A 13,540-nucleotide genomic window follows, 5' to 3' on the forward strand; every position below is an offset into this window, starting at 1 on the left:
CATCGGATACAATAACTCGAATCTTTTTGTTCTCCGACAACAGCGTTCCAATATCGTGTCTTTAAAGCCTCGTATCCCGGAAGTACGCAGTTTTCATAGTACGAACAGCGTGAGAAAGTATCGCCGGAACCGAAAAAAGGACACTGCCTATCGAGGAGGCACCGCCCGTTCCCTGCGTATGTGGCGCAGGAAGCCGCTACTTGCTTTTGTATGTCCGTTTTAAGACTCAATCGACCTCTCCTCTAGGCGCGCCCCAATACAAAGTATCGAGCGTATCGCTGACAAATTGACGGACTTCATCGCGGGAAACCCCGTAATTCTTCTTAGGCGCAAACTCTTTGCAGGCGAGGATAGTCATTCTCGTTTTCAATTTCTCGCGTTTGTCCTCCGTCATGGTGTGATACGTTTTTAAATTGACATTAGCCGCGACGTAATCGTGCAGCTTAGTGAAAAAACCATCGTACATATCCTTCTCATAGCCTCCTTTTAGGTGGTTTCGCGAAACTTCATATAAAATGGAGTGAAATCCGACGGCAATTCGATCTCAATGCGGACGAGCTTTGCGCGTAGGGCATCGGAAATACCTCGTTGCTTCTTCTCGATCATGCATATTGTGGACGCGGTAACTCCGATCCTCTTCGCAAATGCCGCCTGTGTCTCGCCGAGAAAATATCGAATCGCCTTTGCTTTATTTGCATCCATTATTATGACCTCCTCTTTATTCACTTTCAGCCCTAAAAATAAGGACCCTCTCACCTATACACTTTTTGTCGCCACTTAAAATTCACCTTGCCTGTTTGTCTTCTTCCTATTGCCGATACCGTATATTGCGCCGTTTGTTGTTATATGGTCAATAAACGCCTCCTCGGACAATACCTCAAACCTTTCCGTGACCCTTAGCATAGAATCCTCGTCTAACCAGTACGGGTACTCGAGCCACCAAACATAATCGTCGGCCCGTCGGCGTTTCTTTTTCTTCGGGGGAGGATTCAACAATGCTTTTCGTTCGCGTTGTTGACTTCTTTGTAACGTTTTAACCCCCGTCTTACATTCCTTTGAACACGTTTTTTTCGTATTCCTCACGCTTTCATCGCGCCACCAATAACCGCAATAATCACACCGTTTTACGCGCTTATCCGATGCGTCATGGATCTCGCCTTTCAATAACGATGTTATTACAGTCGTTGCTTCTTCCCGTGAAAGCCCCTCGACATATTGAGCGGCGAATTCAAGCGCCCCGGAGCCTACCTTATATTGATCGAATATTGTGGAGCTTTTTATCAATCGCGCACCTCCGTTCTGTTTTTCAGGCGTGTCCACGGCGGGCTGGCGCGGTGGTGGACTATGCTTTTATCTTCTTCTTCGAATTATCTTCTGCGCGAGAATGTACTTATCAATTACTACTTTTCCGCGTTATCTTTTACTCACGTATTCTATCGCGAAGATATATACTATAAGGCAAGTGAGTGTAAACGAACGCAGGCTAAGGGAACGAAGTGACTGCCATTGTACACTCGTCTAACCCCGCTATCTTTTGTTGGTATGTTTCCGATTGGTATGTTACGTTTGGTATGTTTACTAATACGTTAGATGTACCCACGCATTGATACGTTAGACGTAGTTACCGATACATACGTTAGACGTACTTACCGCCAATCTAACGAAGAATAATCCGGGACAACCGGCTCACCATCGACATTTACCACGTACCCTTCTTCGGTTATCCCCGGACAGAATGACGGGAAATACCACTTGTAACGTTTCGTTCCCTCCCAATGATCGCGCGCCTCAAGGAGTAAGCCGTTGAGAACGAGAATATCGACAAGAATCCGTATTCTGCGGTGGTCGATAAGAAGGTCCTCCGTTATCTTATCGTAGCTGGGAAAGGCCGCCCCAAAACGTTCATTTAACTCCCCGTCTCTTCGCTCATAGTTCCCGTCAATGTACGAGAGTAAGTAGAAGTACAACGCGATCAGATCACGATCCTGTGGGCGACGTTGCTGTCGGCCGTGTAACTCGGCCAATTCACGAATTATTCGCGGAAATACCTTTCGCATGAGATCGAGATTGTACATTTCGTAATTATGGCCGTCGAGTAGAGCACGCTTATCATTCGGATATGATTTCGTATACCGCGCATCAATAGTCTCGGTCATCGGTCCCCCCCCGTTCTGAATATTTCGAATAATAAGCCGACAAACATACGGTGCCTGCCGGCAGATTTTTCATTTTAGCAAATGCCGAAGATGTAGAAGCCCTCGCCAATGTGTTCCGGTTCTTTAATAGGCTTATCAATCTCTATAAAATAATTAATTCCATATTTTTCGAGAGCAGCTTCAGCAAATTTAACAAATCCGACGGTTTTTTCTACTATTTTTAATGTAGCTTTTTCGCCTACTCCGACAATATCCCGAAACAAGTCATCGCTTAATCCAGTAACTTCACTTATAAATTCCGGGCTCAACCCCATACTGAATATAGCCCCATCAGCTGTAATATCAGCCATATACTGTAAAAATTCAGACTCATGTAGCACCACATACTCCCAATTGAATAAATACTCACCATAATACTCTATCTCGTCAACGCTGACTCCCCAATGTTTTGCTACTACTTCCATTTTCGCTTTTAACATATTACCACTCTCCATTTTCGTTTTAGTTTGACTAACTTGTCCGGTTAAACTTGCGATTTCAATGTCGAAATTTCCTGGTTCAAATCCCATTTAATATCACTCTCACTTAACGCATATTTGTTAATGAACACTTGACTGATCTAGGAAGGGTTCTAAGGCTTCCATATGGTCGAGAACAGATAAACGCGTCATATCCGCTATATGTGCCATAGTCCCTAGATATTTTCGCGCCTCAACAAAATCATCTTCCTTCACTGCACTCATCGCGCCAAATATTACTTCATAGGAAGTTTGTGACCTTTCGTTAGGTGTTTTTGTGTGTAAATTATCGATTTCCTGGAAAACTTCGTATAGACTCGTTGAAGCACCTTCTTGGTTACCTTCAATTACATACATACAAATTCCACTAACCCCTCTAGTCATGCATGAATAGATGTGCGCTATTTCTAATGCTTGCGATGCAAGGAATAACGCTTGCTCATTACTTGGATAATGAGATTGAACTACCAACCAGTTATTTATCGACGAGGCCAGTACCTGATCCGCTGTTTTAACCGCATTACCAATTTGACTCGTTAACTGTTCCATATTAAATCGCTCCCTTTTCGTTATTTGTTATTTTCGTACAAACCTCCGGCGGGCCCTTGCCATCATCGGAATGATTTTTCTCTCCTACTTATATATAGGACTGTTACACTGAATTCTTGGTACACATTTCGCTAAAGTCAATTGAACTTTTTCCACTTACTCTATATGACGAATGAGAATCGCCAAGTGGGGAATTTTGCCCTTACTTTATTATTCAAATTCAAAGCTAACGTGGGGCACTTTTTAGATGATTTTTTTTTGCACGTGGCTTATCGACCTCCTTACTTAATTATCCGAATTAAATTTAGATGTGACACACTTTTCGGGGACTTTTTTTTGTTTTCATAATATCTTACGGACTCAAATAACAATTCGGACATTTTACCGAAAAAAAATCGTCTTACCTACCTCCTTACTTCACTATGCGTAATAAAACTTCATTTCGCACAAATTACTTCGGTTTATTTTCGTACCTACTAATATATGGGGTTTAATAAGTCTCGAGTTGGGACTACATTTCACCGATTTTTTTCTCTTACTATTAAGTTACGCTTGTAGTGAATAAGCATGGGACACTTTTATCTCCTCAAATTATCTTGTTTATTCCCGATTTCAAACAGACCTGTCGCGGCTAACCCCGCGAACCCACCGGCCCACAACCGCATCGCCACGTCTAAGTCCGTAAATGGCGCGGCCAGTATCCCGATGATTAATCCGATTAGCACCGCCACCGCCGGCACGTAATTTTTCGGATAGCTTACTTTATATGACAACCTAGAATGACCGAATGGGGATTTTTCGTTAAGTTTTTGCTCTTACTATTAAGTTAGATGCCGCACGTGCTTTATTGGGACACATTTTCCGAAAAATCTGCCGGTAGTCCAAAAAAATATATAAAAACTTTTGTTTCCTTATTGACGAACATACGTTCTTATTATATAATTCAAAGTGTAAAGAAGAACACGCTTAATAAACCGCGTTTATCCCGGTTTTAAAAAATGATATTGTGTGCGGGACAGACCGCCAAATCCGTCCCACAATTCCGGAATCAAGTTGCCGCTTGACTCCATCGCGTCGCAGCCAAATCCCGTATTCGACCGCCAAATCGTTTACGGTACGACGCTAGTCCACGTTTGCAGCCGCAGACGTACCTATATCCAACCTTGCCGGGGTCGTCTCCTCCCGCGATTGCCGTTAGGAACCTGTTGCAGCAAGTTCCCTCGCGATCATCGGAGCCATAGCGATGAGATTTTCACAGTGCAGGTTTTTATCGGAATCCTCTACATAATAGTCGCGGATATACTCGTACAAAGTGATGGCCTGCAAACGTTTATGATATGCGGAAAGCTCTTCGATGCCAAATGACTCCGTATCGTCAATCTCTGCGAGGTAGACGTGATCGTGATCTCCGACATCATAGACGTTACTCTCTGCGTCGTACGTGTACTGTGCGAGAAATAGTGTACGCCCGCTTAGATAGTAGACACGCTCGTTAACAGCGTCCAACCATCCGCGGAATATCCACGTCCCATCTGGATCTAGTACATAACGGACAGCCACCGTCTCAAGTGACGTATGAGGAACCGATAAACCTAGCTCGGATAAGATTTCCGCGTCAACGGAGCAGCCGCCCATGATTGCGTCAGGAGATATGAAGCCGGTATCTACGAAGAAGCATTCGAAGTCCTCCGCGAGAATGTGACGTTGCTCTCCGGTTTCAACGAGAGTGACGACGTAATAAGACGAGAATGTAGCGTTAACAAGACGATAGCCGACGAATACTTTACGATTCATATTAACGATCCCCTTTCGATTTAAGTTCGCAGAGCAGTAGTAGCTCGGCCTCCAAAATGATAAAATAATTTAGAAGTGTGTATTTGTTGACTTGTCAATATGTCAACATCCTGACCTGTTGGTTATAATACTACACCTTGATTATCAGTATGTCAACATCCTGACATAAATTTTTTGGAGGTTTTTTATGATTATTTGTGTACTGGATAAAATTATGGAGCAGAGAGGTTATTCTAACAAAGATGTTGTAGAGATTACCGGGGTTAGTCGAAACACTATAAAGGGATTTCAGTCAAATGCCTCTAAAAGAATCGACTATGAAACACTTGATAAATTATGTAATGGCCTCGGATTGACCCCAGGGGATTTATTAAAATTCTATCCTGACGAAGATTACCCCCGCCAATAACGACGGGGACTCTTTTTGTTTATAAATAATCACGGAGTCTATTCGATACTTCTTCAGTATTCATATGTAAATATCGCGTTGTAACATCTAGTCCACTATGACCGAGCGCTTTCGAAATTAGTACAACATCTGCTCCCTTATCTAATAACCGCCGAGCGAAACCTCTCCTTATCGCGTGAGGACTTATATTTTCTAGGTTGTAATCGCGAGAGTATTTATATAATCTCCTTTTAATTCCATTATTTTTCCCACTGGCAATCTTGTCCCCATATTGCGTTATAAACAAATAGTCATTGCTAACATTATATTCTTCTCTAACTAACTGATTTTGACGAATTAGAACGTCAAATAGCTTTTTCAATGTATCATCAAAGGGTAAAACAATTGGCTTATGATTTTTTATGATTTCTCCTTGTAGCTTTATCACCCCTTCCTTTAAATAGACGTCAGATTCCTTCATTTCTCCTAGTGTTCCAATTCTAATTCCTGTTTGAAACATCAACAGTATTGCCGCAGCATCCCGAAGTTGAATAAATCGACTTAAATCTAAGTACGACAATAATTCCATTATATCTTTCTCATTCGCTCCCTCTTTTAATGACGAATCAACTTTTATCTTGATGTGGGCCCAAAATCGGCTCTTCACCCATCCATTATCAAGACATCTACTTAAAAACGCTTTCAAGCATTTCAACCGAGTTAGCTTTGTCTGATTGTTTACGTTCATACTGGCTAACCATTCGTAAATATGCTCGGCCGTAACGTCTTGTAACATTTCAACACTAGTAACATCTGCAAAGTGGTTTACTTGAAGTTGATAGTCTTCAATCGTTCGCGTTCTCATTCCAACAGCCTTCATCTGATTCAAGACAATACCAAGCGCCTCCTCAATTGTGTGGCTTTCATCCTTTTTAAGATTCGAGTTACGCAAAAACTCTTTGATTAAATCGGACAAATCCTCGTCTACTTCTAATGCAACTTTCCTTCTAGTCATAAAATGGATACCTCCTCGGAAAATAACGAACAATAAAAATCTAACACACACCTTCTATCTTTAAAACACGAAAATATATTTATTTATCATCGTCAAACTTTCGTATTTAACCGTTAGTTTCCGTCTTTTAACCGCAAAAAAAGCGCCCTCACCGATTAGTTTCCGGCAAGGGCGCGTGTACTTACGCAGTCTTCGTCACCTTTGCGATCATTCTTCGTTCCAGATTCTCCGTTTTCTGCGCGAGACGACGGCCAATCAGAAAGACGTCAATCAACGCCCATACACCGAGGCCGCCGAGCGTCAACGTCATGCCGATTGCATAGCCGATGTCTCCGAGATAATAACGGTGGCCGCCGATCCCTCCGAGAAACAGCCACAATACGTACATGACGACTTTATCCTTTTTATGACGGTCAACCTCCGACTGAACCATTGCCAATTGTTCCGCGGTAAGATCCTTTTTTAACGTTAAGTTATTCATTTGCGCACGCTCCTCGATTATTAATTTTTATTTCCTCGCATTTTTGTAATAGGTGAAAAATCATCGTGGCTCCGTCTAATTTCCCTGACGTCCATTTGAATATATCTGCGCATTGTTCGAATATCTGACCACCCGCCCATTTTTTGTAATGTGAACGGGTCGCATCCATTAAGAATCATGTTTTTCGCCCACGTATGCCGATAGACGTGCGCTGTCACCTTCTTACCTTTCACACCGGCGTTTTCCGCGTAATATTTCAGCCGTTTGTTGAAGTGGTTCGCGCCTAAGGGCTCGCCGTAGCTCGATAAGAATACGCGGTTCGTTTTAAAGTGCGCCTTATTTTCCGCGGTGAGATGAAGCAGCAGTTTCATCACATGACTGGAAATCGGCACAAGACGTGGCCTCCGATTTTTGTTTCGTTCTCCTTCCAACGTGATAAATCGAGTTTTAAAATCGATGTCCTCTACGCGTAAGTTCAACAATTCGTTGATGCGCAACCCCGAATCGAGTAGTAGGTTCATCGCAACAAAGTCCCGGAATCCCACGTAGTCCCGTTGATTCGGCTGTCTTAGGATCGCTTTTACCTCATCCTCGTCGAGACAATTCGTCAGATCGACGTCTTGTCGGATGAGCTTTATACGATCCATCGGGTTCACTTCGATCAATTCCTCGCGTTCCAGATAGTTAAAGGCAGCGCGTAAGCAGCGAAGATTAATGTTTATCGTAGTATCGGACAGACCGATTTCCTGCTTGTCACTGTCGATAAACTTGTGTCCGTCATATTTCCGCTTGTCATACTTCATGTAGTTGACGTAGTTTCTAACAATGTCGGTGCTAACCTCGTCAACCGTCTCGACCTCGTAATTACTCGTTAACCAACTGACGAAGTATCTCCACATCTTCGCGTAATCCTTTAACGTTCGCGGACGCAGCCCTTCCGCTTTCTTTCCGGAAATAATTAAATCAATCGCCTGCTCAAACGTCAGTTTTGGAATCGACTGGCTTTCCATCGACGTCTTTCGTTTTCGTTTTTTGAGCAATACAAAAAGACCTCCTTAACGATAAATTTCGCTAAGAAGGCCGCGTGATTAGTAACCCTAATCCGCCTATTTCCGGGTTGTTTTTATTCAGCCGGAGGATTGCGGATTGCTCGTATTTTGTTGTAATCGTATGAACCAATCGGTCAGTTATCGGAATAGATACCCGCAAAATATCACGGAGCCGAAAACGTTGATATAACGGGCGTTTACGCCTAACATTCTTCCGGTGTTCCGGCGTGAGCCGCTGTGCGGAAAGATGAGCCGCAGCCGCATGAAGCAATCGCGTTAGGGTTATCAATCGTAAAGCCCCCGCCCATCATATTTTGTTTATAATCAATCACGATATCTTTAATAATCGGTGCGCTTTCCTTATCAATCAGCACAGTCAGACCGTTTATATCCAGCTTCGTATCATCATCGTTCTGTTCTGTGTCAAAGCCCATTCCATAGGAAAGGCCGGAACATCCGCCACCTTTGACACCGACGCGCAGCATCAAGCCTTGTTCTTCTTCCGCTTCCATCATATCCTTAATTTGGCTGACAGCCGCATCTGTTAACGTAATCATGACATCATCCCTCCTGTTATCATTCTTACGTCTAAGTATACTCCTTCGTGCATCCAAGCTCAAGGATGCTGCTTTTTTCCACCTTACAGCCTTTCATAAACCGGCTGAGACCATATATAGGGCTGGGGTTGATTTAATTTCAGCATTTTATTGTGAGCACGATCTAATTCCTGACTATATCGTAATACGAGAGGATGAGACATGCCATATTGCTTGGCTGCACTAACCATTTTACCTCGTAGTTCTTCGATTCTTTTCCTGCAAACTTCCTCGGTTAAAGCATGGTTCATCCAAATCACCTCTCCGTCCAATAGTCAAAATTATCAGAAAGATCAATCAACCACTGCAAATAATTTCAAATGATTTACTTAAGTTTACAAAATAACCATATAGAACGCAACTAACAAACGCAAAAAACAGCCGGTTTTAAAGGTTTTTTTATATTTTCACTTCTTTTTTTACAGTGACTGGCATTTCCAAGTATACTCCCTTTCTTTTTCTTGCTTTATTCTGATAGTATAATAGGAGGGTCACACGAAAGAAAAATCATTCAGTTTCAACAAATGGGGGAGAAACGACTCTCTGTAATGACGAAACGGAGGAGCAAACAGATGGAAACAATTTTAACCGATACGAGACTTGCTGCCATTGCTGCAAAAGTTGCCGATGGAGAACGTCTGACGATCGAGGATGGCTTATATCTTTACGAGACGCCTGACCTATTAGGAGTTGCCCAGCTGGCAAACAAGGTCAACCTTAAAAAAAATGGCAATCACGTTTATTTCATTCAGAATATGTATATTAACCCGACAAATGTCTGTGAAGCGAACTGCGGCTTCTGCGGCTTTAAACGCAAGCCGGGCGAAGAGGGCGCTTACACGATGGATGAGGCGGCCCTTCTCGACTATGTGGAGAAAAGATGGAATGACAATATTCGTGAATTTCACATTGTCGGCGGACATAACACAGAAGTCCCGTTTGATTATTATTTAGATACGATCCGCACGTTAAAAAAACACTACCCGCAAGTGACAGTGAAAGCGTACACCGGGGCGGAAATCGAGTTTTTCTCACGCCTTTCCGGTCTGTCGATGAAGGAAGTTCTGCAGGAGCTGATCAAAGCCGGACTTGATACACTGCCTGGCGGCGGGGCGGAAATTTTGACGGAGCGTTATCGCGCGAAAATGAGCCCGGACAAAGCGTCAACCGATCAATGGCTGGAAGCCCATGAAATCGCCCACGGTCTTGGATTGAAAACGCATGCGACGATGCTTTACGGGTCGATCGAATCGAAGGAAGAGCGCCTGATTCATATGGATCGTTTGCGTCAGCTGCAGGACCGGACGAACGGATTTATGGTCTTTATTCCGCTTGCCATGCAGCCAAGAAAAGTCGAGGCGGGAATTAAGCGGCGGACGTCAGCCTATGATGATATGAGAACACTTGCCATCAGCCGTCTGATGCTTGATAACTTTGATCATATTAAAGCCTATTGGATTAATATTGGCGTTCAGCTGACACAAATGGCCTTAGCTTTCGGCTCAAGCGACATTCACGGAACCTTGATTGAAGAACGGATTTCCCATTCAGTCGGCGCTCTCACCTCTCAGGGGATTACCCGGGATGAGCTGATTCACCTGATTAAAAGTGCCGGCAAAATCCCGGTCGAACGCGACACATTCTATAACGTCGTAAAAGTTTATCAATAAAACCATACTAAAATAGCCGCACAAACCAAGGCCATGGTTCGTGTGGCTATATTTTTTATCGTACTTTTTCAATCCGTAATAAGACGATTATGAAGCCTTCAATGACGGGAAAAAGGTAAAATAACCTTTCTGCCAGCCTTTTATCTGTAATAAACCCCTTCGCAAATCACTTCGGCTCCACCTGTCATCAGGACGTGACCGTCTTCGCGCCAGTGAATGATTAAATCACCGCCAAGCAGATGAACGGTCACATCTTCCCCTTTGTTGGAAAAGCCGTTTAATACGGAAGCGACAACTGCGGCGCATGCGCCTGTGCCGCATGCTTGTGTAATCCCCGAGCCCCTTTCCCAGACACGAAAGTGCAGCTCAGTCGGCGACACAACCTCAACAAATTCGACATTGACCCATTCCGGAAACCTGGGGTCCTTCTCCATTTTTGGCCCGACCGTCTCAACGGGCGCTTCGGTAATATCGGGAACAAACATTACAGCATGAGGATTTCCCATCGAAACAGCTGTTACGTCCAATGTCGCTCCATCCAAAGCAAAAGGCTCGGCGACGACTTGATCTGAAGCTGTTCCGAGCATTGGGATCGCTTCCCTCACTAAAATAGGCGCTCCCATATCGACAGTGACGCGCTCGACCTGTGCACCGTTCAGTTCCACAGTCGCTTCAACGAAGCCCGCTAACGTTTCAATTGGGAAGGTTTTCTCCTGCACATAGCCGTGCTCATAGGCAAATTTTGCGACACAGCGCAGGCCGTTGCCACAGTTTTTCGCTTCAGAGCCGTCATTATTGAAGATCCGCATTTTAACAGGAGCCTGCTCGGATGGGCACACTAAAATTAATCCGTCGGACCCGATCCCCTTGTGCTGATCGGCTACTTGAATGGCCAGATCTGCCAGGTCTTCTTCCTTTAATTGCTCTTTAAACATATCGACATAAATATAGCTGTTTCCCAAACCATGCATTTTCGTGAACTGCACTTACGCTTCATCCTTCCGTAACGGCTTATTTGTCCAGAAGTAATCCTGATCTGCTTCAAGGATTGTTAATCTGCCGCGGCAGCAAGGAAGGTTAACAGAGGTTTTAATTCCTTCCAGCGCCTGATTCAATTCGGATTTTTTCATATTGAGCAAGACATTCTCTTGTCCACAAAATGGACAGGACTGAAAATAAATATCGTCAAATTGTCGTTCATAAGGCCACGTGTGGCTAAATGGGATGACATCCATTTCGCTGGAACCTCCCTTCTTCCTTAAAACATCGGATTTTCTTCCAAAAATGTATATATATTTTCCAGCAATTCTTCGTTTGTTTCGCCAGATACATACTCTCCATTAACGAGAGCAAATGGTTCAAAGGCACAATTTCCGCAATTGCTTAAACAGCCGTACTCAATAATATCCAAATTAGGATCTTTTTCAAGTTCTTCCATTACTTTTTGTGTGCCGCTGGCTAAATTACTTAAACAAAATTCGATAATTGGTCTCATTGTTTCACCTCGTTACTCTCCTCCTTTATGCTACCCGCGTGTCCGGGAGAAGTCAATCTTCGCGTTCGCCCAAAAAAAATTCACAAAATTGTTGTGGTTTTAGACATTCCTCGTTATAATCGGAACTGACCAAGGTCATTTTTATGAAGGAGCTACTTTTTATGACCGAACGAGCGAAAAAAGAACAGACAAAAAAAAGGATTGAAACGGCTGCGTTGGCACTATTTCAGGAGAAGGGCTATTCTCGCACGACTGTGCAGGAGATTACCAATGCCGCCAAAGTAGCGAAAGGGACGTTCTTTAACTACTTTCCGACAAAGGATTCCATTATGCAGTCACTGGCTACCGAACGGCTTCAATCGGTAATCCCTTATGTGAGACAGCCTCACCTGAGGAACAGACCTTTATCTGTTCGCTTACGCTCCTATTTACAGTATATTTTGGATGATTACGATCAGTATCCTGCGTTAACAATTGAAATGTGGAATCATGTCCTTAAAGAAGAGTCCTTACTCTTTTCCCATTGGGAGGAACTTCTTCAATCGGCAAAAGCGCAAGGCGAAATTGCGCTATCTGTCCCCATCGACACGTGGAGCCATATCATTCACAGTTTGATTTCTCACGGCATTCATACCTTCGCAACAGAACCATCTAAGAAACGGCTGCTTGCAAATGTGATGACTTTGGTCGAAGCCAGTTTAGATGCAATCATTGAAAAAAGGAGTCATTCATTTATGAAAAAACTTTTGATTTTAGGCGGTGGTTATGGAGGAATGCGTATTTTGCAGCGCTTGCTCCCTAACGAGTTACCTGAGGATGTGGAAGTGACCCTTGTCGATCGCTTACCTTATCACTGTTTGAAAACGGAATACTATGCCCTGGCAGCAGGTACAGCCGCTGATCATCATTTGCGCGTTGAATTTCCTGAAGACCCGAGATTAAACGTTAAATACGGGACGATCACAAATATTGATCTCGCCGGCAAAACAGTCGAGCTGGATCATGAAGAGGAATTGTCTTATGATACGCTCGTTATTGGCTTAGGCTGTGAAGACAAATATCATAATGTCCCCGGCGCGAAGGAATACACACATAGTATCCAGACGATGGGAGCGACAAGAAAAACATATGAAACGCTCAATAATGTCCGTCCGAATGGAGTCGTCTCGATTGTCGGCGCAGGATTAAGCGGCGTCGAGCTGGCAAGTGAACTGCGCGAGAGCCGCCCTGACCTCACCATTAAGCTCTTTGACCGCGGCGAAATTATTTTATCGATGTTTCCGCGCAAGCTGAGCACCTATGTTCAAAATTGGTTCATTGACCACGGGGTTGATGTTATTAATAAATCAAATATTACGAAAGTTGAAGAAGGTGCTCTTTATAACCATGATGAGCGGATTGCCTGTGATGCGATTATTTGGACGGCGGGCGTTCAACCTGTAGAAGTGGTTCGCAACCTTGACGTGGAAAAGGACAGTCAGGGACGGATCAAGCTGACTCCGCAGCATTTTCTGCCTACTGATGAAAATGTGTTCGTTGTCGGGGATTGCGCCAGCCTTCCACATGCGCCAAGCGCCCAGCTTGCTGAGGGTCAGGCGGAGCAAATCGTAACAATCCTTAAAAAGCAGTGGAAAGGTGAGCCACTGCCGGAAGAGCTGCCTAAAATCAAACTAAAAGGCGTGCTCGGATCACTCGGAAAGAAGCACGGCTTCGGCTTAATGGGGGAACGCACCCTGCTCGGCCGCGTCCCGCGCGTATTAAAAAGCGGCGTCCTCTGGATGTACAAATATCACTCCGGCTCGTAAAGAGATGAAAGAAGGAAAGAGTTA

At 44.0% G+C, this 13,540-nt stretch carries 19 protein-coding genes and 1 pseudogene; 4 read left to right on the plus strand and 16 right to left on the minus strand.

What is annotated here, in order from left to right; translation table 11 throughout:
* Positions 1 to 226 precede the first annotated feature (226 nt).
* The 8 genes from ABMB67_RS11435 to ABMB67_RS11470 form a co-directional block, all read right to left on the minus strand.
* On the minus strand, positions 227 to 466 hold the full coding sequence (locus tag ABMB67_RS11435; RefSeq protein ID WP_354572143.1) for a hypothetical protein: 240 nt from the start codon (positions 464 to 466) through the stop codon (positions 227 to 229).
* Between the two features lie 20 nt (positions 467 to 486).
* A complete protein-coding gene (locus tag ABMB67_RS11440) occupies positions 487 to 702 on the minus strand; it encodes a helix-turn-helix transcriptional regulator (RefSeq protein ID WP_354572144.1) in 216 nt (71 codons plus the stop codon).
* A 75-nt stretch (positions 703 to 777) separates the two neighbouring features.
* Positions 778 to 1,284, minus strand: coding sequence for a hypothetical protein (locus ABMB67_RS11445; protein ID WP_354572145.1), 507 nt, complete (start codon positions 1,282 to 1,284; stop codon positions 778 to 780).
* Positions 1,285 to 1,646: 362 nt separating this feature from the next.
* On the minus strand, positions 1,647 to 2,156 hold the full coding sequence (locus ABMB67_RS11450) for a hypothetical protein (RefSeq protein ID WP_354572146.1): 510 nt from the start codon (positions 2,154 to 2,156) through the stop codon (positions 1,647 to 1,649).
* Positions 2,157 to 2,230: 74 nt separating this feature from the next.
* Positions 2,231 to 2,725: a hypothetical protein gene (locus ABMB67_RS11455; protein WP_354572147.1), complete on the minus strand. Its 495-nt coding sequence runs from the start codon at positions 2,723 to 2,725 to the stop codon at positions 2,231 to 2,233.
* Positions 2,726 to 2,755: 30 nt separating this feature from the next.
* Positions 2,756 to 3,223 carry a hypothetical protein gene (locus ABMB67_RS11460; RefSeq protein WP_354572148.1) on the minus strand — a complete coding sequence of 156 codons (468 nt, stop codon included), beginning with the start codon at positions 3,221 to 3,223 and terminating at the stop codon, positions 2,756 to 2,758.
* Positions 3,224 to 3,801: 578 nt separating this feature from the next.
* On the minus strand, positions 3,802 to 3,996 hold the full coding sequence (locus ABMB67_RS11465) for a holin (RefSeq protein WP_354572149.1): 195 nt from the start codon (positions 3,994 to 3,996) through the stop codon (positions 3,802 to 3,804).
* Positions 3,997 to 4,417: 421 nt separating this feature from the next.
* Positions 4,418 to 5,017 carry a hypothetical protein gene (locus tag ABMB67_RS11470; protein WP_354572150.1) on the minus strand — a complete coding sequence of 200 codons (600 nt, stop codon included), beginning with the start codon at positions 5,015 to 5,017 and terminating at the stop codon, positions 4,418 to 4,420.
* A gap of 187 nt (positions 5,018 to 5,204) precedes the next feature.
* Here ABMB67_RS11470 and ABMB67_RS11475 point away from each other — a divergent pair, with 187 nt between their 5' ends.
* Complete coding sequence (locus ABMB67_RS11475) at positions 5,205 to 5,426, plus strand: helix-turn-helix domain-containing protein (RefSeq protein WP_354572151.1); 222 nt, start codon at positions 5,205 to 5,207, stop codon at positions 5,424 to 5,426.
* A 19-nt stretch (positions 5,427 to 5,445) separates the two neighbouring features.
* On the opposite strand, the gene ABMB67_RS11480 is transcribed toward ABMB67_RS11475, so the two are convergent.
* The 5 genes from ABMB67_RS11480 to ABMB67_RS11500 all read right to left on the minus strand — a co-directional run bounded on the left by ABMB67_RS11480 (position 5,446) and on the right by ABMB67_RS11500 (position 8,797).
* Complete coding sequence (locus tag ABMB67_RS11480; protein ID WP_354572152.1) at positions 5,446 to 6,420, minus strand: tyrosine-type recombinase/integrase; 975 nt, start codon at positions 6,418 to 6,420, stop codon at positions 5,446 to 5,448.
* A 181-nt stretch (positions 6,421 to 6,601) separates the two neighbouring features.
* The gene (locus ABMB67_RS11485) at positions 6,602 to 6,901 is read right to left on the minus strand and encodes a TM2 domain-containing protein (protein WP_354572153.1); all 300 of its coding nucleotides are present in this window, start codon (positions 6,899 to 6,901) and stop codon (positions 6,602 to 6,604) included.
* A 20-nt stretch (positions 6,902 to 6,921) separates the two neighbouring features.
* Positions 6,922 to 7,911: a tyrosine-type recombinase/integrase gene (locus ABMB67_RS11490; protein WP_354572244.1), complete on the minus strand. Its 990-nt coding sequence runs from the start codon at positions 7,909 to 7,911 to the stop codon at positions 6,922 to 6,924.
* Positions 7,912 to 8,153: 242 nt separating this feature from the next.
* Positions 8,154 to 8,507: a HesB/IscA family protein gene (locus ABMB67_RS11495; RefSeq protein ID WP_251222862.1), complete on the minus strand. Its 354-nt coding sequence runs from the start codon at positions 8,505 to 8,507 to the stop codon at positions 8,154 to 8,156.
* Between the two features lie 83 nt (positions 8,508 to 8,590).
* Positions 8,591 to 8,797, minus strand: a complete 207-nt coding sequence (locus ABMB67_RS11500) for an aspartyl-phosphate phosphatase Spo0E family protein (RefSeq protein WP_285890324.1) — start codon at positions 8,795 to 8,797, stop codon at positions 8,591 to 8,593.
* Between the two features lie 321 nt (positions 8,798 to 9,118).
* On the opposite strand from ABMB67_RS11500, the gene mqnE reads away from it, so the two are divergent.
* Positions 9,119 to 10,216: an aminofutalosine synthase MqnE gene (mqnE, locus tag ABMB67_RS11505; RefSeq protein ID WP_354572154.1), complete on the plus strand. Its 1,098-nt coding sequence runs from the start codon at positions 9,119 to 9,121 to the stop codon at positions 10,214 to 10,216.
* A gap of 140 nt (positions 10,217 to 10,356) precedes the next feature.
* Here the strand turns inward: mqnE and dapF are convergent, their stop codons facing one another.
* From dapF to ABMB67_RS11520, 3 genes are read right to left on the minus strand one after another with little or no spacing between them, the layout of a single operon-like run.
* Positions 10,357 to 11,187 carry a diaminopimelate epimerase gene (gene dapF / locus ABMB67_RS11510; protein WP_354572245.1) on the minus strand — a complete coding sequence of 277 codons (831 nt, stop codon included), beginning with the start codon at positions 11,185 to 11,187 and terminating at the stop codon, positions 10,357 to 10,359.
* A gap of 15 nt (positions 11,188 to 11,202) precedes the next feature.
* Positions 11,203 to 11,451: a hypothetical protein gene (locus ABMB67_RS11515; RefSeq protein WP_251222860.1), complete on the minus strand. Its 249-nt coding sequence runs from the start codon at positions 11,449 to 11,451 to the stop codon at positions 11,203 to 11,205.
* Between the two features lie 23 nt (positions 11,452 to 11,474).
* Positions 11,475 to 11,711, minus strand: coding sequence for a YuzB family protein (locus tag ABMB67_RS11520; protein WP_251193167.1), 237 nt, complete (start codon positions 11,709 to 11,711; stop codon positions 11,475 to 11,477).
* 161 nt (positions 11,712 to 11,872) lie between these two features.
* Here ABMB67_RS11520 and ABMB67_RS11525 point away from each other — a divergent pair.
* Together ABMB67_RS11525 and ABMB67_RS11530 are read left to right on the plus strand one after the other, a co-directional pair.
* Positions 11,873 to 12,034, plus strand: a pseudogene (locus tag ABMB67_RS11525) (TetR/AcrR family transcriptional regulator); the annotation flags it as partial.
* A gap of 411 nt (positions 12,035 to 12,445) precedes the next feature.
* Positions 12,446 to 13,516 carry an NAD(P)/FAD-dependent oxidoreductase gene (locus tag ABMB67_RS11530; protein WP_349775611.1) on the plus strand — a complete coding sequence of 357 codons (1,071 nt, stop codon included), beginning with the start codon at positions 12,446 to 12,448 and terminating at the stop codon, positions 13,514 to 13,516.
* Positions 13,517 to 13,540 lie beyond the last annotated feature (24 nt).

This window comes from Halalkalibacter oceani, assembly GCF_040544555.1.
GTDB lineage: Bacteria > Bacillota > Bacilli > Bacillales > Bacillaceae_D > Halalkalibacter > Halalkalibacter oceani.